Annotated in this window: 10 protein-coding genes; 6 read left to right on the top strand and 4 right to left on the bottom strand. The window is 72.6% G+C overall.

From position 1 onward, the window contains the following. Positions 1-102 precede the first annotated feature (102 nt). The 6 genes from ACZ5PO_RS02615 (at position 103) to trxA (ending at position 12399) form a co-directional block, all read left to right on the top strand. Positions 103-2649 (top strand): sensor histidine kinase, encoded by a 2547-nt coding sequence (locus ACZ5PO_RS02615; RefSeq protein ID WP_464189965.1) that lies wholly within the window; start codon positions 103-105, stop codon positions 2647-2649. Positions 2650-2776: 127 nt separating this feature from the next. After that, entirely contained in the window at positions 2777-4318 is a 1542-nt protein-coding gene (tsaE, locus tag ACZ5PO_RS02620) for a tRNA (adenosine(37)-N6)-threonylcarbamoyltransferase complex ATPase subunit type 1 TsaE (RefSeq protein WP_464196624.1), read from the top strand. Positions 4319-4493: 175 nt separating this feature from the next. Beyond that, positions 4494-5225 (top strand): nucleotidyltransferase family protein, encoded by a 732-nt coding sequence (locus ACZ5PO_RS02625; protein ID WP_464189968.1) that lies wholly within the window; start codon positions 4494-4496, stop codon positions 5223-5225. Further along, entirely contained in the window at positions 5222-8431 is a 3210-nt protein-coding gene (gene addB, locus ACZ5PO_RS02630; protein WP_464189970.1) for a double-strand break repair protein AddB, read from the top strand. The genes ACZ5PO_RS02625 and addB overlap by 4 nt, the downstream gene beginning before the upstream one ends. Beyond that, entirely contained in the window at positions 8428-11946 is a 3519-nt protein-coding gene (gene addA / locus ACZ5PO_RS02635) for a double-strand break repair helicase AddA (RefSeq protein ID WP_464189973.1), read from the top strand. The genes addB and addA overlap by 4 nt, the downstream gene beginning before the upstream one ends. A 117-nt stretch (positions 11947-12063) precedes the next feature. Next, positions 12064-12399 (top strand): thioredoxin, encoded by a 336-nt coding sequence (gene trxA / locus ACZ5PO_RS02640; RefSeq protein ID WP_464189975.1) that lies wholly within the window; start codon positions 12064-12066, stop codon positions 12397-12399. Positions 12400-12520: 121 nt separating this feature from the next. Here the strand turns inward: trxA and ACZ5PO_RS02645 are convergent, their stop codons facing one another. The 4 genes from ACZ5PO_RS02645 to ACZ5PO_RS02660 all read right to left on the bottom strand — a co-directional run bounded on the left by ACZ5PO_RS02645 (position 12521) and on the right by ACZ5PO_RS02660 (position 17369). Beyond that, the gene (locus ACZ5PO_RS02645) at positions 12521-13729 is read right to left on the bottom strand and encodes an SEL1-like repeat protein (protein WP_464189977.1); all 1209 of its coding nucleotides are present in this window, start codon (positions 13727-13729) and stop codon (positions 12521-12523) included. A gap of 164 nt (positions 13730-13893) precedes the next feature. Then, entirely contained in the window at positions 13894-14682 is a 789-nt protein-coding gene (locus ACZ5PO_RS02650) for a cyclase family protein (protein ID WP_464189980.1), read from the bottom strand. A gap of 13 nt (positions 14683-14695) precedes the next feature. Continuing rightward, complete coding sequence (gene fahA / locus ACZ5PO_RS02655; RefSeq protein WP_464189982.1) at positions 14696-16006, bottom strand: fumarylacetoacetase; 1311 nt, start codon at positions 16004-16006, stop codon at positions 14696-14698. A 31-nt stretch (positions 16007-16037) separates the two neighbouring features. Continuing rightward, complete coding sequence (locus ACZ5PO_RS02660) at positions 16038-17369, bottom strand: MFS transporter (RefSeq protein WP_464189984.1); 1332 nt, start codon at positions 17367-17369, stop codon at positions 16038-16040. Positions 17370-17395: the final 26 nt, after the last annotated feature.

Raw genomic sequence — 17395 nt, forward strand, 5'->3', positions numbered from 1 at the left:
AGCTCTTCCGATCGCGTTGCCCGCCCAGGTACACTGACGCCGATTCGGGACAGCTCCGGCGCACAACCGCCGCCTCGGGCCAACCGACGAGGGGTTCATGCCATGGCCGGCTCGCGGGTCATCAAGCGGGCTTTCGTGCTCTCGGCCGCGCTCGGCGCAGCCGGGCTGGCGCTTTACGCCTGGGCCCCGGGCGGCGCGCGTCCTGATCTCGCTGATGCCCTCTCCTCCCTGCGCCGATCCGCCGGCACGGCTTCGCCGGCGCAGCTCACCGGCCTCGTTGCCGCGCCGCTCGACACCGCCCGCGCCGGCCTGCTCGCCCTGATCCTCGGGCTGGTCCTCTGTCTCTGCGTCACGGTGGGACTCCACATGGCCGCCCGCGGCTGGCATCGGCGGCGGGAGCGGCACATGCGCGCCCAGCTCGACCGGGCGCTGTTCGCCCGCGACCGGGCGGAGGCCTTCCTGGCCGGCGTGCCGCAGGTGCTGATCACCTGGACCCGGCCCGGCGCCGAGCCGACCATCGACGGCGACACGGCGATCGCCGCCATCGATGCCCAGCCGCGCCGCATCCTCGCCTTCGGCTCCTACCTGACGCCCACGGACGCGCAGGCCGTCGAAATGGCCGTCGAGCGCCTCAAGCTCGGCGGCGAAGCGTTTTCGCTGCGGCTCAAGACGACCACCGGGCGTTTCCTCGTCGCCGACGGCCGCGTGGTCGGCGGCTCGGCGCTGCTGCGCCTCAGCGAGATCTCCGGTGACCGGGCGGAGCTCGCCCGCACCGAGGAACTGCTCGGCCGGGTCGAAGCGGAGCTCGGCGCGCTCCGGGTGATGCTGGACGAGATCCCTCAGCCGGTCTGGGTGCGCGACCATACGGGCCAGCTCACCTGGTGGAACGCCGCCTACGGCCGGGCCATCGAGGCGCAGGACGCCGCGGGCGCGGCCGCCGGAGCGACCGAACTGCTGGATCAGTCCGCGCGCGAGGAATCGCAGCGCCGGCGCGAGATCGGCCTGTCCTACGTCGCCCGGGTGCCGGCGGTGCTCGCCGGCGATCGCCGCATGCTCGATGTCGTCGAGGTGCCGGGCCCCGCCGGCAGCGCCGGCATCGCCACCGACGTATCGGAGCTGGCGAGCCTGCGCGACGACCTCGAGCGCCAGATGGAGGCGCACGCGCGCACGCTCGACCAGTTGCCGACCGCCGTCGCCATCTTCGACGCCGGCCAGCACCTCGTCTTCCACAACTCGGCCTATCGCCTGCTGTGGTCGCTGGACCAATCCTTCCTCGACGGCGCACCGACCGACGGCGAGATCCTGGAGCGGCTGCGCGCCGAGCGGCGGCTGCCCGAGGAGGCCGACTTCCGGCAATGGAAGGCCGGCGTGCTGGCGGCCTATCTGGCCGTCGAGGCCCAGGACCATTGGTGGTACCTGCCCGACGGCCGCACGCTGCGCGTCGTCACCAACCCCAATCCCCAGGGCGGCGTCACCTATCTGTTCGACGACGTGAGCGAGCGCTTCCAGCTCGAGTCGCGCTACAACGGCCTCATCGGCGTGCAGGGCGAGACGCTCGACACCCTGCGCGAGGGCGTCGCCGTGTTCGGCCCGGACGGCCGGCTCAGGCTCACCAACCCGGCCTTCGAGCGGCTGTGGAAGCTGCCCAAGGGGCTGGCCGCGACCGAGCCGCACGTCGACGAGATCGTCGAACGGGGCCGACGCATCATCGCCGACGACGAGCATTGGGCGCAGGTGCGCGAGGCCGTGGTCGGCCTGCACGACAGTCGCCGCGCCGCGACCTGCCGGCTGGGCCACGGCGTCGGCGACACCACGATCATCGTCGACTGCGCCATGGCGCCCCTGCCCGACGGCTCGACGCTGCTGACCTTCACCGACATGACGGCGAGCGCCCGCATCGAGCGGGTGCTGTCCGAGCGCAACGAGGCGCTGCTCAAGGCCTCGCAGCTGCGCGACGACTTCGTGCACCACGTCTCCTACGAGCTGCGCTCGCCGCTCACCAACATCATCGGCTTCGTCGAGATGCTCAGCAACGGCATGAGCGGCCCGCTCAACGCCAAGCAGCGCGACTACGCCGACCATATCCTGCGCTCGTCGACGGCACTGACGGCGATCATCGACGACATCCTCGACCTCGCCAGCATCGACAACGGCTCCATGGCCCTCAACCGCCAGCCGATCGACATCCGCGAGACCATCCAGGCGGCCGCGCGCGGCGTCGAGGACCGCCTGGCCGAGGCCTCGATCAACCTGGCCATCGACGTCCCCGACGACATCGGCCGCTTCGAGGCGGACGGCAAGCGGGTGCGCCAGATCCTGTTCAACCTGCTGTCGAACGCCATCGGCTTCTCGAAGCCGCAGCAGACGGTGTCGCTGCGGGTGCGCCGCGAAGCCGGCGCCGTGGTGTTCGACGTCGTCGACCAGGGCCGCGGCATCCCGGCCGACATCGTCGACAAGGTCTTCAACCGCTTCGAGAGCCACGCGCCGGAGGCGCGCCGGCGCGGTGTCGGGCTGGGGCTGTCGATCGTGCGCTCGTTCGTCGAGTTGCATGGCGGCCAGGTGACCATCGCCAGCGAAATGGGGCGCGGCACGCGCGTCACCTGCGTTTTCCCGACGGCCGCTCTGGCCGTGCCCGCCGCCGCCGAATAATAGGGGCAGCATGGATCTCGACACGATGACGCCCGGCGCCGCCGCGCAGGACCAACTGTCGGCCGCCCCCGTGCGGGCGGCGCCCGACACCGGCCATGGCCGTCCGGCGCAGCCCCCCGCCGCGGCCATGGGCGAGGCGGAAGGCCCCACCGCGACCTGGACCCTCGACCTGCCCGACGAGGACGCGACGGCCGCCCTCGCCCGCGTGATCGCGGAGATGCTCCGGCCCGGCGACCTGATCACGCTGTCCGGCGATCTCGGCGCCGGCAAGTCGACCCTCGCCCGCGCCCTGGTGCGCACGCTGGCGCAGGACCCCACGGTCGAAGTGCCGAGCCCGACGTTCACCCTGATGCAGCAGTACGACACGCCGGCCGGCGGGGTGGTGCACGCCGACCTCTACCGCATCTCCGGCCCCGACGAGCTGCTGGAGCTCGGCTGGGAGGAGGCGACGGCGGGCGCCATCGCGCTGGTGGAATGGCCGGAGCGGGCGCAGCGCCCGCTGGGGCGCGACCGGCTCGACATCATGCTGCGCATCGCGCCGGACAGCGCATCGCACCGCTTTGCCGTGATGACCGGCTTCGGCGGCTGGGCCGAACGGCTCGCCATCGCGCGCGCCATCCGCACGGTGCTGACGCATGCCGCCTGGCAGGATGCCCGCCGCGAGCACCTGCAGGGCGACGCCTCGACGCGCGCCTACGAGCGCCTGACCAGGCCCTCCGGTGCGACCGCCATCCTGATGATCTCGCCGCGCCGGCCGGACGGGCCGGCGATCCGCCGCGGCAAGCCCTACAGCGCCATCGCCCACCTGGCCGAAAGCGTGCACGCCTTCGTCGCCGTCGCCAATGGCCTCCGCGCCCTCGACATCAGCGCGCCGGAGATCCTGGGGGCCGACCTCGACGCCGGCGTGCTGCTGGTCGAGGACCTCGGCGACGGCGGCATCGTGGCCGACGGCGCCCCGATCCCGGCGCGCTACGAAGCGGCGGCCCAGCTGCTGGCGCGGCTGCACGGCATCGACCTGCCGCATACGCTGCCCGTGGCCGACGGCATCGACCATGTCATCCCGCCCTACGACCTGGACGCCCTGATGATCGAGGTCGAGCTGCTGCTCGACTGGTATCTGCCGGCCAATGCCCGCGCCCTGCCGGCGCTGGCGCGCTCGCAATTCACCGCCGCCTGGAACGAGGCGCTACGACCCGTCGTCGCCGCCAAGCCGACCTGGGCGCTGCGCGACTACCATTCGCCCAACCTCATCTGGCTGCCCGACCGGCCGGAAGCGCAGCGGCTGGGGGTCATCGACTTCCAGGACGCGGTCCTGGGCCACCCGGCCTACGATACCGTATCCCTGTTCCAGGATGCGCGGGTCACCGTGCCGGCCGACCTGGAGCTCAAGCTGCTGGGCACCTACGCGCGCGCCCGGCGGGCGGCCGAGCCCGATTTCGACCTGGCGGCCTTCGCCCAGGCCTATGCCGTGCTCGGCGCGCAGCGGGCCACCAAGCTGCTCGGCATCTTCACCAGGCTCGACCGACGCGACGGCAAGCCGCAGTACCTGCGGCACCTGCCACGGATAGAAACCTACCTCAGGCGTGACTTGGCCCACCCCGTGTTGACGCCGGTCAAGGTCTGGTATGAGACCCACCTGCCGCGGCTCCTCGTCGACGACGCCGGCTAGAGCGCTTCGCGATTGAGGGGACCCACCCAGTCGCGGAGAAGCGCTCCGGAATCAAAGAGTTGGGCAGCAGACGCTCGGCGCCTGCGGCCCTAACGCATTAGACGCTAGGCGCATGAACGACATGTCAGCTCCTCAGCCGGGATCCGCCCAATGGTCCATCGGGGCCAACGCGGCCATGACCGACGGCCAACAGCCCATTACCCGCGCCATGATCCTTGCCGCCGGGCTCGGCAAGCGGATGCGGCCGATCACCACCACGACGCCCAAGCCGCTGGTGCGGGTCGGCGGGCGGGCGCTGGTCGACCATGCCATCGACCGCTTCCTCGATGCGGGCGTGACGGAGGTGATCGTCAACGTCCACTATCTGCCCGACCTGGTGGAGACGCACCTGGGCAAGCGCAAGGCGCCGATGATCACCGTGTCCGACGAGCGCAGCCGGCTGCTGGAAACCGGCGGCGGCGTCAAGAAGGCGCTGCCGCTGCTGGGCGAGGCACCGTTCTTCATAGGCAATTCGGACAGCCTGTGGATCGAAGGGCCGCGCTCGAACGTGCGGCGCCTCGCGCAGGCCTGGAATCCCGAACGCATGGACGTGCTGCTGCTGCTCGCCTCCACGGCGACCAGCGTGGGCTATGACGGCCTGGGCGATTTCGCCATGGATACCGACGGCCGACTGATCCGCCGCGGCGAGCGGCTGGTGGTGCCCTTCGTCTACGCGGGCGTGGCCGTCATCAAGCCGACCCTGTTCGCGGACACGCCGGACGGCCCGTTCTCGCTCAACCTCATCTTCGACCGTGCGCTCGAACGCGGCCGTCTGCACGGGCTGCGGCTCGACGGCCAGTGGCTCCACGTGGGGACGCCGGACGCGGTGCGCGCCGCCGAGGATGTGATCGCGAACAGCAACCGGTGATCGACGAGCCGCGTCCCGACCTCTTCAGCCGCCCCGCCGCTCCGCGCGTCTTCACCGTCCCGCCGGGCGCGCCATTCCTGCCGACGCTCGCCGCCGCCCTGCTCGACGGTAGCCTGATCCCGGGCTTCGCGCCGCGCACCGAGCCTCTGGGCCTCGCCCGCGCCACCATTTTCCTGCCGACCCGGCGCGCCGCGCGGGCTCTCGCCGACCATCTGGTGGCGCACGCCGGCGTCGGCGCCCTGTTCCTGCCGCGCATCGTGCCGCTGGGCGACGTCGATGAGGACACGCCGCTCGACCCGGACGAGGACGACGCCGGTGCCTTCGAGAGCGCCGGCGCCGCCCTGCCGCCGCCGATCCCGGCGACCGAGCGGCGGCTCACGCTGACCCGCCTGGTGCTGGCGTGGGCGAAGCAAGTCGATCGGGCGCTCCTCAAGCTGGCGCCGCACGAGCCCCTGCTGGTGCCGGCCTCGCCGGCGGACGCCCTGGCGCTCGCCGGTGACCTCGAACGCCTGATGGACCACGTGACGACCCAGGGGGTCGACTGGGACGCCCTGGCGGCGACGGTGGAGGCGCGCCACAGCGCCTACTTCGGCATCACGCTGGCGTTCCTGCGCATCGTCACCGAGACCTGGCCGGCGATCCTCGCCGAGCGCGGCGCGAGCGATCCCACCGCCCGCCGCAACGCCCTCATCCTGGCCGAGGCGGCGCGGCTGGCGGGCGAGCACGGGGCAGCGCCGCTGGCCCCGATGATCGCCGCCGGCTCCACCGGCTCGATGCCGGCCACGGCCCGGCTGCTCGCCGCCATTGCCCGCCTGCCCAACGGCACCGTGGTGCTGCCGGGGCTGGACCAGGACCTGGACGACGCGAGCTTCGCCCTGCTGACCGGCAGCGGCCGGCGGAACGACGAGCGCGAGGGCGTGGACGAGGCGCCGTTTGGCCACCCGCAGACCGCCATGGCGCGGCTCCTCGCCACCATCGGCATCGACAGGCACGACGTCGCTCCGCTTGGCACCGCCCCGCCGGCAGCCCGCGCTCGCAACCGCCTGCTCAGCGAGGCGCTGCGGCCGGCCGCCACCACCGAGCTGTGGGCCGAGCCGGCGCATCGGCCGTCGCCCGAGACGGCCGGCCGGGCCCTCGCCGGGGTCGCCATCGTGGAAGCCGCCGACGAGCGCGAGGAAGCCTTGGCCGCGGCCATCGCCATCCGCGAGACGCTGGAGGACGCCCGCGCCACGGTCGCCCTCGTCACCCCCGATCGGGGCCTGGCCGAGAGGGTCTGCGCCGAGCTCGGCCGCTGGGGCATCGACGCCGACGATTCCGCCGGCCGGCCGCTCGCCCGCACCGGCCCCGGCCGGCTCGCCCGGCTGCTCGCGGAGGCGGCCGCCGGCCGCTGCGCGGCGCGGCCGCTCGTCGCCCTGGTCACCCATCCCCTCGCCACCTTCGGCCTGAGCCGGCGCCGGGCGCGCCGCGCCGCGACCGCCTTGGAGATCGGGCTGCTGCGCGGCCCCGAGCCGCCGCCGGGCCTGGCCGGCCTGCGCGCCGTGCTGCCGGAGCGGCGGGCCGAAGCCGCGGGCCGCCATGCACCGCGGCCGCTGCAGCGGCTCGGCGAGCGGGACTGGGAGCTCGCCGCCGGCCTCATCGACCGCCTGGAGGCGGCGCTGGCTCCGCTGATCGCAGCCGCGGGGGGCGACGATCTGGTGGCGCTCGCCGCCGCCCACCGGCAGGCGGTGCTGGCGGCCGCGGCCGGCGATGGCGAGCGCACCGCGCTCGCGGGGCCGGATGCGGAGGCCCTGTTCACCCTGTTCGACGATCTCGCCGCCGCCGCGGGCTGCACGGTGCCCGGCGGGCTTGGCGACTATCCGAGCTTTTTCGCCCGGCTGTCCGGCGAACGTGTCGCACGCCAGGAGGGGGCCGGCGGCGACCGGCGCGTGCGCATCCTCGGCCTCCTGGAGGCGCGCCTCGTCCACGTCGACCGCGTCATCCTCGGCGGCCTCGACGAGGCCGTGTGGCCGCCCGCCGCCCGCACCGACAGCTTCATCAACCGGCCGATGGCCGCAGCCCTCGGCCTGCCGCCGCCGGAACGGCGCATCGGCCAGACGGCGCACGACTTCGTTGCCGCGCTGGGCACGCCCGACGCGGTCATCACCCGCGCCGCCAAGCGCGGCGGCGCGCCGACCGTGCCGTCGCGCTTCCTGCAGCGGCTCAAGGCGCTCGCCGACGACGGCGGGTCGGTCTCGCCCTGGACCGAGGCCGTCGCCCGTGGCCGCCGCTATCTCGCCTGGGCGGCGACCCTGGACGCGACGCCGGCACCGCGGCCGATCGCGCAGCCCGCGCCCCTGCCGCCGGCCGACCTGGTGCCCCGCTCGCTCAGCGTCACCGAGGTCGAGACGCTGGTGCGCGACCCCTATGCCGTCTTCGCCAAGCACGTGCTGCGCCTCGACCCGCTCGACGACCTGGCCGTGCCGCCGGGCGCGGCCGACCGCGGCACCATCATCCACGACGTCTTGGGCACGTTCGCCGAGCGCTGGCCGACGGCGCTCGCCGGCGATCCCACCGACGAGCTGGTCGCGCTCGGCCGCGAGGCGTTCGCCGGCCTCGCCGCCTATCCGGATGTCGCCGCCCAATGGTGGCCGCGCTTCGAGCGTGTCGCCCGGGCCTTCGCGCAATGGGAGCTGGCGCGCCGCCCCGGCATCGCGCAGGTCTTCGCCGAGGTCTCCGGCAGCCTGGAGCTGGCGCTCGCCGACGGCGCCGCCTTCACGCTGCGGGCCCGCGCCGACCGCATCGAGCTCAAGCGCGACGGCGGTGCCACGGTCGTCGACTTCAAGACCGGCTCGCCGCCGACCGCCAAGGAAGTGTTCGTCGGCTTCGCGCCGCAGCTGACCCTCGAGGCGGCCATGCTGCGTCGTGGCGCCTTCGCCGGCGTGCCCCCGGGCCACGGTCCGGCGGAGCTCGTCTACGTGCAGGCGAACGGCGGCGCCCCGCCGCTGCGGCCGCGGCCGCTCGCGCCGCCACCGGGCGAGACGCGCACCGTCGCCGCGCTGATCGAGGAGCACCTCGCCCGCTTCGAGACCCTGATCGGCCGCTATGTCGCCGGCGAGCTGCCCTTCCGGGCCCGTCCATTCGCCAAGTACGCCAAGCGCTACAACGACTACGACCACCTGGCGCGGGTGCGCGAGTGGTCCCTCGCCAGCACGGAGGCGGAGCCATGAGCCTCGACGCGCTCGAGGCGGCCGCTCCGGTGAGCCGCGCCACCGAGGTGCAGCGTATCGCCTCGGATCCTGCGCTCTCCGCCTTCGTCTCCGCCAACGCCGGCTCCGGCAAGACCAAGGTGCTCGTCGACCGGGTGCTGCGCCTGCTGCTCGCCGGCACCCCGCCGGGCAAGATCCTGTGCCTCACCTACACCAAGGCGGCGGCAGCTCACATGGCCGTCAAGGTGTTCGACCGTCTCGCCACCTGGGTCACCCACGGCGACAATGAGCTGGCAAAAGAACTGAGCACGCTGGAGGGTCGACGGCCCTCGCCGGCGCGCCTCACCGCGGCGCGCCGGCTCTTCGCACAGGCCGTCGAGACCCCGGGCGGCCTCAAGATCGAGACCATCCACGCCTTCTGCGAGCGCCTGCTGCACCTGGTGCCGTTCGAGGCCAACGTCCCGGCCCGCTTCGAGGTGCTGGACGACGCGGCTGGCGAGGAGCTCGTAGCCGACGCTACCCGCGCCGTGCTGAGCGCGGCCGCCATCGGCGGCACCGCGGCGGCCGCCCTCCATCGCGTCAGCCTGGAAGCCGCCGGCGACCTGTTCACCGCGGCGGTGCGCGCAGCGCTCGCCGAGCGCGCCTTCCTGCGCGAGACGGCCGCGACAGCGGGCGGCATCGCCACCGCCATGGATGCCCTGGCGCGGGCCTTGGGCCTCCTGCCGGGCGACACGCTCGCCGCGATCGAGCGCACCATGATCGAGGACGGGCTGCCGCCGGCGGAGTGGAGCGCCATCGCCGACGAGCTCGCGCGCGGCGCCAAGACCGACCAGCAGCGTGCCGCGGACCTGCGGGCGGCCAGCGCCGCGACCGAGCCGAGCGAACGGCTCGAGTGTTACCTCACCGTATTCTTCACCGACGGCAAGCCACGCGCCGACATCCTGGTCACCCGCACGATCGCGCCGGAGCTGGCGGCCCGTATCCGGGCCGAGCGCGACCGGCTCGCCGGCCTGATCGACCGGCGCCGGGCGGCGCGCACGGTGGAGCGCACGGCTGCGCTGATGACGCTGGCCGAGGCCATCCTGGCGCGGGTCGAGGCGATGAAGCACGCCCGCGGCGCACTGGACTTCGACGACCTCATCGACAAGACGCGCACGCTGCTGCAGCACTCGGACGCAGCGAGCTGGGTGCTGCACAAGCTCGACGCCGGTATCGACCATGTGCTGGTCGACGAGGCGCAGGACACCAACCCGGCGCAATGGGACATCCTGCGGGCGCTGACGGCCGAGTTCACCGTCGGCGCCGGGGCCCGCCAGCTCGACCGCACCGTGTTCGCCGTGGGCGACCCCAAGCAGTCGATCTACGGCTTCCAGGGCGCGGATCCGCGGGCCTTCGCCGAAAGCGGCCGCCACTTCGCCCGCGCGGCCGCCGCCGCCGGCCACCGTTTCGAGCATCTCGAGCTCAACGTCTCGTTCCGTTCGGCGCCGGCGGTGCTGGCCGCCGTCGACCTGGTGTTCGGCGTGCCCGGCCACTTCGCCGGCCTGGCGTTCGGCGAAGGCCCGAACGTCCGGGCCGGCACGGTGCACGCCACCAGCCGGCTCGGCCACTACGGCCGCGTCGAGATCTGGACGCCGACCGCGGCCGAGGAGGAGGTCGAGCCCGACGCCTGGGCCGCCCCCGTCGATGCGCCCGAGCCGACCTCGGCCGCCGTCGTGCTGGCCGAGCGCATCGCGCGCAACGTCCGCTCCCTGGTGCACGAGGGCGACGAGACCGGCCGCCGGGTGCCGGCCGGCGAGGTGCTGATCCTGGTGCGCAAGCGCGGCGCGCTGTTCGAGGCGATCATCCGTGCGCTCAAGGGCGCGGGGCTCCCGGTCGCCGGCGCCGACCGGCTGCGGCTCGACGAGCACATCGCCGTGCTGGACCTGGTGGCCGCGGGCCGCGCCGCCCTGCTGCCCGCCGACGACCTGACCCTGGCCACGGTGCTCAAGTCCCCGCTCGTCGGCCTCGACGACGACGACCTCGTGGCCGTCGCCGCCCGCCGCCCGGGCCGGTCGTCGCTGCGCGACGCGCTCCGCGACACGGCCGGCGCAGGCCACATGAAGGCGGCGGCCGCGCTCGAGACCGTGGAGCGCTTCGAGGAGATGAGCGGACGGCTCGGCCCGTTCGGCTTCTACGCCACGCTGCTCGGCCCGCTCGGCGGCCGGCGGGCGCTGGTGGCGCGGCTGGGACCCGAGGCGCACGACGCCATCGACGAGTTCCTGAGCCTGGCCCTCACCCACGAGCAGCGCGAGACCCCGTCGCTCGCCCTGTTCCTGGCCCGCTTCGGCGACGCGGTGCACGACGTGAAGCGCGACATGGACGCCAGCCGCGGCGAGATCCGCGTCATGACCGTGCACGGCGCCAAGGGCCTGGAGGCGGAGGCGGTGATCCTCGCCGACGCCTGCCGCTACGACGAGCGGCTGCCGCTGTTGCTCGCCTTCGACGTCGGCGGGGGCCCCGCGCGGCGGCCGGTACCGGTGTGGCTGCCGGCCGCGGCCGAGCGGCCGGCAGCCCTGGTGGAGGCCTGCAGCGCCGCCCGCCGGCGCGAGCGCGAGGAGCACAACCGCCTGCTCTACGTGGCCATGACGCGGGCCAAGGAGCGGCTGATCATCGCCCCCCACCTCGCCAAGCGCCCGCAGGCGCCGCCGCTCGAATCCTGGTACGGCATGATCGACGTGGCGCTGGGGCTCGCCGCCGACGCCGACGGCCGTGGGCTGGAGATGCGCGAGGTCGACGATCCGCTGAGCGGGGGCACGCTGCGCGTGGTGGCGAGCGGCGCACCGGCTGCACCGGCGGAGCAGCGCGCCACCGTCGCCGCCGCGCCACCGTCGCCGCCCTGGCTGACCACGCCGGCGCCGCAGGAACCGGCCCGGGCCACCCCGTTGCTGCCCTCCTCCGCCGTGGATAGCGCACCGGGGCGGAGGGCGACGGGCCAGAGGGCGACGGGCGACCGCGACGCCCGGCGCGAAGGCCTGCTGCTGCACGGGCTGCTGGAGCGGCTGCCGGCCCAGGCGGCGGCGATGCGGGCGGCGGCGGCCGAACGCTACGTGGCGAGCCAGGCAGCGGACTGGCCGGCCGAGCGCCGGGAGACGCTGGCGACGGAGGCCTTGGCCATTGTCGCCGCGCCGCGGCTCAAGGCCCTGTTCGGCCCGGCCGGCCGCAGCGAAGTGGAGGTGGCGGGCGAGGTCACGCTGCCGGGCGCCGGCCCCGTCTCGGTCAGCGGCCGCATCGACCGGCTGGCGGTGACGGACGACGCCGTGCTCATCGCCGATTTCAAGAGCGGCGCCGCGGCGGCGGCGCCCAACGACGGCCACGTGGCCCAGCTGGCGCTCTATGCCGCCCTGGTGCGGCAGGCGCTCCCCGGCCGGCCGGTGCGCCCGCTGCTGGTCTACCGCACGGGGCCGACGGTCATCGAGCTGACGCCGGAACAGCAGCAGCAGGCGCTGCGGAAGCTGGGGCGCAGCACCGCCGCCGCCGCCGGACCTGATATCGTGTAGACGCACACCCGCCCTGTGCCGGCCGCGGGAGGCCGGCCTTGACCCTCCGCCGACGGCTTCCTAGCTTCTGTGCGACGATGAATGGAGCGAGTCGAACGGCTCGCGGAAAGGTTAGCTATGGCGACCACAAAAGTGACCGATACCAGCTTCGAGGCCGATGTCCTGAAGGCCGCGGAGCCGGTGGTCGTCGACTTCTGGGCCGAATGGTGCGGCCCCTGCCGCATGATCGGCCCGGCGCTCGAGGAGATCGCCAAGGAGCTCGACGGCAAGGTCAAGATCGTCAAGCTGAACGTCGACGAGAACCCCGGCGTCGCGGCTCAGTTCGGCATCCGCTCGATCCCGACCCTGATGATCTTCAAGGACGGCAAGCTCGCCTCCCAGAAGGTCGGCGCCGCCCCCAAGGGCGACCTGTCGCGGTGGATCCAGAGCACGGCGGGCACCGCCGTCGCCTGATCGACGCGCAGTCCTGGAATTTTGCACAAGGCCGGGCCGCCAAGCCCGGCCTTGTTTGTTTGTCGTCTTGCTGCGGAGAGCCCGCGGCTTGGCTCTCGCTCCCCTTCCGCCTCCGGCGCGTCTACCTCCGGCTCTTCTTGTCGAGCTCTGCCAGCCGCTTGGCGGCGTCCTCGTCGCCCGCGGCCGCCGCCTTCTCGTACCAGCGCCGCGCCGCGGCCACGTCCCGCGCCATGCCGTCGCCGTCGGCGTACATCATGGCCAGATTGATCATCGCGGCGGTGCTGCCGGCCGCCGCCGCCTTCTCATACCAGTTGCGGGCGGTGGCGAAGTCCTGGGCAACGCCCTGGCCGCGGGCATACATCGTGCCCATGTTGACCATCGCGGCCGGGAGACCGGCGTCCGCGGCCTTCTGGTACAGGGCCCGGGCGGCGGCGGCGTCCTGAGCGACGCCGAGGCCACGGTCGTAGATGACCCCGAGATTGTACGAGGCCTGCGCGTCGCCTTCGTCGGCCGCGCGCTGTAGCCAAGTGCGGGCGGCGGCAAAGTCCGGCGCCGCGCCGTCGCCCCTGGCGTAGGTGAGGCCAAGCTCGGTCATGGCGGACACGTTCCCCGCCTCGGCCGCCTTCCGGTACCACTCGCGAGCAGCCACCGTGTCTGGTGGGCCGCCGTAGCCGTGGCTATGCAGGATCGCGAGATTGTACATGGCGGTATCATCGCCGCCATCGGCGGCCTTCTCGAGCCACCTGCGCGCGGCCGCGTAGTCGAGGGCCACGCCGTCGCCCTTGGCGTACTTGAGCCCAAGCGCGCCCATCGCCAACACGCTCCCCGCCTCGGCCGCTCGTTGAAGCAGTCCCTCGGCGGCGGCCGGATCCCTGGTAACGCCCTGCCCGTTGAGGTGCATGGTGCTGAGGTTGAGCAGCGCCGTCGGCTCGCCCAGGCGGGCCGCCTTCTCGTACCATCCGCGGGCGACCGCGTAGTCCTGTGCCACGCCCAAGCCGTTGGCATGCAACGCTCCCAAGCCGGTCATGGCGATGGCCAGCCCCGCGTCCGCAGCCTTCTGAAACCAGGCGTGCGCGGCTACAAAATCCGGCGCAACGCCATAGCCCTCGGCGTAGATGGCGCCCAGATCGTACATGGCCGTGGCGTCGCCGCCGTCGGCGGCGGCCTTGAGGCGGACGATCTCTCCGGGCATCTGGCTGCGATCCACGGTCTCGGCGCTGCGGGCCGCGGAAAAGCCGTGGCGGCTGTCCTCGTCGGAGGCAGCCACGACCCCGGTCGCGCCGGCAACGAGGCAACAGAGCCAGATCAGCAGAGCCCCCCTGAGCCGCATGCGCTTCGTGCCCCCATCACAGCCGTGCTTCAGCAACGTTGAGGCACCGCAACGATCGGATCAAGCGAAGAAACAGGCCGCGCAACTTAGTCGTGCACCGACCGCGCAGACCGCGCGGGCGGCCGCGTCTCCGGCGGCCCTGTCCGGCAGCTCAGGAGCCCCCCTTAGGCGTCCACGATCGCCACCGCACGGGTCCAGCCGGCCGAGGCGCGCAGGATCTTCACGGGGAAGCACACCACCTGGAAGCCGGTGGGCGGCAGGATCTCCAGGTTGTGCAGCTTCTCCAAGTGAGAATAGCCGATCTCGCGGCCGGCCCGGTGCCCTTCCCAAATCAGGCTCGCGTCGCCGCCCTCGGCGATCTTGCGCCGGGTGTGGGAGAACGGGGCGTCCCAGCTCCAGGCGTCGGTGCCGACCAGGCGCACGCCCTGCTCGAGCATCCACAAGGTCGCGGCCTTGCCCATGCCGCAGCCGGCGTCGACATAGTCGTCCTCGCCGTAGCGGCTGCCGGCCCGGGTATTGACGACGACGATTTCGAGCGGCTTCAGCTGGTGCCCGATGCGCTTCAGCTCGGCCTGCACGTCGCCCGGCGTCACCACGTAGCCGTCGTCGAACGCCCGGAAATCGAGCTTGACGGCCGACTGGAAGCACCACTCCAGCGGCACCTCGTCGATGCGCAGGCTCGGCTCTCCGCCGGGCGTCAGGGCGTGGTTCATCGACGAGAAGAAGTGGTAGGGCGCGTCGAGGTGCGTGCCATTGTGGGTGCTGAGCGTGCACGTCTCGACGGCCGCATACTCGCCCTGCGGCAGCTGATCGATGCCGACACCGAAGTAGCTGGCGATCGCCGGCGCGGTCATGTGGTGATCGCGGTACTCGATCTGCGGCAAGGCATGCGGCGGGTCGCTGGCGATTCCGGTCTGCAACGCGACCGAGATGTCGATGAGACGGCGTGCCATAATATTCCTTGTCTTAAGCGTGGGCCGGGATGATGCGGCCTTCGCAGCGGCCAAACCCGATCGGTACGAAGCCGCGCCGCTCCGCCCTCCCGGTGAAAACGATGGTGTCGCCATCGTCGAGCCACGCGCGGCTCTCGCCGGTCGGCATGGCGATCGGCCGCTCGCCGCCGGTGATCTCGGCGAGGCAGGCGCGGCTGTCATCGGTCGGCCCCGACGTCGTGCCGCTGCCGATCAGGTCGCCCGTCTCGATGTTGCAGCCGTTACTGGTGTGATGCGCGATCATCTGCGCGACGGTCCAGTACATATGCTTGAAGTTGGTTGTCGTGATGCAGACCGGCGGCTCACCTGCGTCGCGCATGGCGTCGGTCTGGATGAAGGCCTTCAGGACGAGATCGAGGCCGCCGTCGCGTTGATCGCTCTGCGCATGGAGGTATGGCAGCGGCTGCGGATCGCCCGCCGGCCGGGGGGCGGGCGCCGTGCGGAACGGGGCCAGGGCGTCGGCCGTCACCACGAAAGGCGAGACCGTCGTCGACAAGGTTTTGGCGAGGAACGGGCCGAGTGGCACGCTCTCCCACCGCTGGACATCGCGCGCCGACCAGTCGTTGAGGAGGCAGTAGCCGAAGACATGGTCCGCCGCCGCGTCGATCGGCACGGGATCGCCGAGCGCGCTCGCACGGCCGACGAAGGCGCCGAGCTCGAGCTCGAAGTCGAGCGCCTCGGTCGGGCCGAAATGGACGTCGCCGGCCGTAGTGCGCCACTGCCCCTTGGGGCGGCGGATCGCTGCGCCGCTCACGCGCACCGAGCTGGCCCGGCTGTTGTAGGCGATCGGCACATAGCGGTAGTTCGGCGGCACCGGATCGTCGGGCCGCGTCCGCCGGCCCCCCCGTTCCGTGTGGTAGAGCGAGGCGAAAAAATCGGTGAAGCCACCGATCTTCATCGGCAGGTGCAGGGCGGCTCGCCGGGCCGCGACGATCAGGCGATCGCGGTGTGGCCCGGTTGCATGCTCCTCCGCGCTCAGCAGCTCGGACAGGCGCGCCCGCAGGGCCTGCAGTGCAGCCCGGTCGAGCCTGGCGAGCCCATTGAGACCGGTGCCGCGGCATCCCGTGATCGCGCCGGCGTAGCTCGGGGCCAGCAGCCCCACGTCGAGGGCCGCCTCGAGGTCGAGAATGCCGTCGCCGATGGCCACCCCCGCACGCGCGGGTTCGGCGTCTCGGGAGAACATGCAGTAGGGCAGGTTCTGGATGGGGAAGTCGGTCGCCGGGTCGTTGGCGCTGGCGACCCAGCTCTTGCGGGCCGGGTCATGGGTTGCGTCGAGCTGCATCATCGAGCGGTTCTCGCGGTTTGTGCGGATCGTCTTATTCTGCCGGCACCTGGCGGGCGGCGGGCGGCGCCGTCGCGTCGCTGCGGGCGATGATCCAGCGGCCCGGGCTGGCGACGATGGCGATCAGGCTGATGACGGCGACGACGACGAGATAGAGCGCGATCGGCCAGGCGGACTTTGCCCAGATGTAGAGGCTGCTCGCGAGCAGCGGCGTCAGGCCGCCGATCAGGCCAGCGGCGATGCCGTAGGCCAGCGAGATGCCGGTGTAGCGTACTCGGGCCTCGAACAGGCTCGACACGTAGGCCGGCAGCACGGCGAACAGCGCGCTGATACCCACCATCGCCAGCGAGATCGACAGCGTGATGTCGAAGGCGCTGCCCCCGTCGATCAGCCGGAAGAACGGGAAGCTGAAGGCGGCCGTCCACAGCGCGCCGAAGAAGGCGACCGGCTTCAGGCCGATCCGGTCGGCCAGGATGGCGAAGGCCGGCAGCATCAGCAGCTCGAAGAACGAGGCGACCAGGACCGCGTTGAGCACGACCTGGCGCGGCGCGCCGACGGTCTGCGTGGCGTAGGAGACGACGAAGATCGCCTGGATGTAGAAGGCGACCGTGGTGCACAGCACGATGCCGCAGCCGATCAATACGCGCCTGAGGTCGTGCCTGAGGACCTCCTTGATCGGCGCGCCGGCCACCTCGCCGCGCTGCTGCACCTGGACGAAGGACGGCGATTCCAAGAGCTTCAGGCGGAAGACGAGCCCGACCAGGATCAGCAGGGCGCTGCCGACGAAGGGAATGCGCCAGCCCCAGCTCATGAAGTCGTCCTTGGGCATCAGCGCCAGCAGCGCGAAGGTGCCTGTCGACAGGAATAGCGCGATCGGCGAGCCCATCTGCGGCAGGCTGCCGAAGAAACCGCTGCGCCGGGGCGGCGCGTGCTCGACGGCGATGAGCGCCGCGCCCGCCCATTCGCCGCCGAAGGCAAAGCCCTGGATGCAGCGCAGCAGGATCAGCAGGATGGGCGCCAGCACGCCGATGCTGGCATAGCTCGGGATGAGGCCGATCAGCACGGTGGCGCCGCCCATGAGGATCAGCGTCATGACCAGCATCGATTTGCGGCCGATCCGATCGCCGAAATGCCCGCAGACGATGCCGCCGAGCGGACGCATGATGGCGCCGGCGGCGAAGGTGCCGAAGGCGAGCAGGGTGCCGACCAGCGGGTCGAAATTCGGAAAGAAGATCGCATTGAAGACCAGCGCGGTCGCCGTGCCGAAGATGTAGAAATCGTACCATTCGATGCAGCTGCCCAGCATGCTCGACAGACCTGCCGTGACCGGCGTGCGCTGTGGCTGCCCCAACTCTTCGGTCGTCATGTGCGTCCCCTCTTGCTTGTTTGTGA

This window comes from Chelatococcus sp. KU-N122 (assembly GCF_055391085.1).

Excerpts from the sequence above, each read along its gene's own strand:
- ACZ5PO_RS02615 (WP_464189965.1), top strand. The coding sequence starts at position 103 with ATGGCCGGCTCGCGGGTCATCAAGCGGGCTTTCGTGCTCTCGGCCGCG.
- tsaE (WP_464196624.1), top strand. The coding sequence starts at position 2,777 with ATGGGCGAGGCGGAAGGCCCCACCGCGACCTGGACCCTCGACCTGCCC.
- ACZ5PO_RS02625 (WP_464189968.1), top strand. The coding sequence starts at position 4,494 with ATGACCGACGGCCAACAGCCCATTACCCGCGCCATGATCCTTGCCGCC.
- addA (WP_464189973.1), top strand. The coding sequence starts at position 8,428 with ATGAGCCTCGACGCGCTCGAGGCGGCCGCTCCGGTGAGCCGCGCCACC.
- trxA (WP_464189975.1), top strand. The coding sequence starts at position 12,064 with ATGGCGACCACAAAAGTGACCGATACCAGCTTCGAGGCCGATGTCCTG.
- ACZ5PO_RS02645 (WP_464189977.1), bottom strand. The coding sequence starts at position 13,729 with ATGCGGCTCAGGGGGGCTCTGCTGATCTGGCTCTGTTGCCTCGTTGCC.
- ACZ5PO_RS02650 (WP_464189980.1), bottom strand. The coding sequence starts at position 14,682 with ATGGCACGCCGTCTCATCGACATCTCGGTCGCGTTGCAGACCGGAATC.
- fahA (WP_464189982.1), bottom strand. The coding sequence starts at position 16,006 with ATGATGCAGCTCGACGCAACCCATGACCCGGCCCGCAAGAGCTGGGTC.
- ACZ5PO_RS02660 (WP_464189984.1), bottom strand. The coding sequence starts at position 17,369 with ATGACGACCGAAGAGTTGGGGCAGCCACAGCGCACGCCGGTCACGGCA.